The 274-nt window shown below is 56.2% G+C and carries 1 pseudogene; it reads left to right on the forward strand.

The window, feature by feature from the left end:
• A pseudogene (locus E0L21_RS24870) lies at window positions 1-274 on the forward strand (RHS repeat protein); the annotation flags it as partial.

The raw sequence follows: 274 nt of genomic DNA on the forward strand, positions 1-274 counted from the left end.
TGTGGTGACCACGTACAGCTATGAAGCTGAAACCCAGCGTCTTGTTGGCATTAAAACTGAGCGTACGACAGCCACGAAAGTGCTGCAGGATTTGCGCTACGAATACGACCCGGTGGGCAACGTGCTGGTGATTACTAACGATGCCGAGGAGACGCGTTTCTGGCGCAATCAGGAAGTCGTTCCCGAAAACACCTACGCCTACGACAGCCTGTACCAGCTGGTCAGCGCCAGCGGGCGAGAAATGGCCAGCGCGGTGCAGCAGAGTAATAACCGG

The organism is Kosakonia quasisacchari, from assembly GCF_004331415.1.
Taxonomy (GTDB): Bacteria; Pseudomonadota; Gammaproteobacteria; order Enterobacterales; family Enterobacteriaceae; genus Kosakonia; species Kosakonia quasisacchari.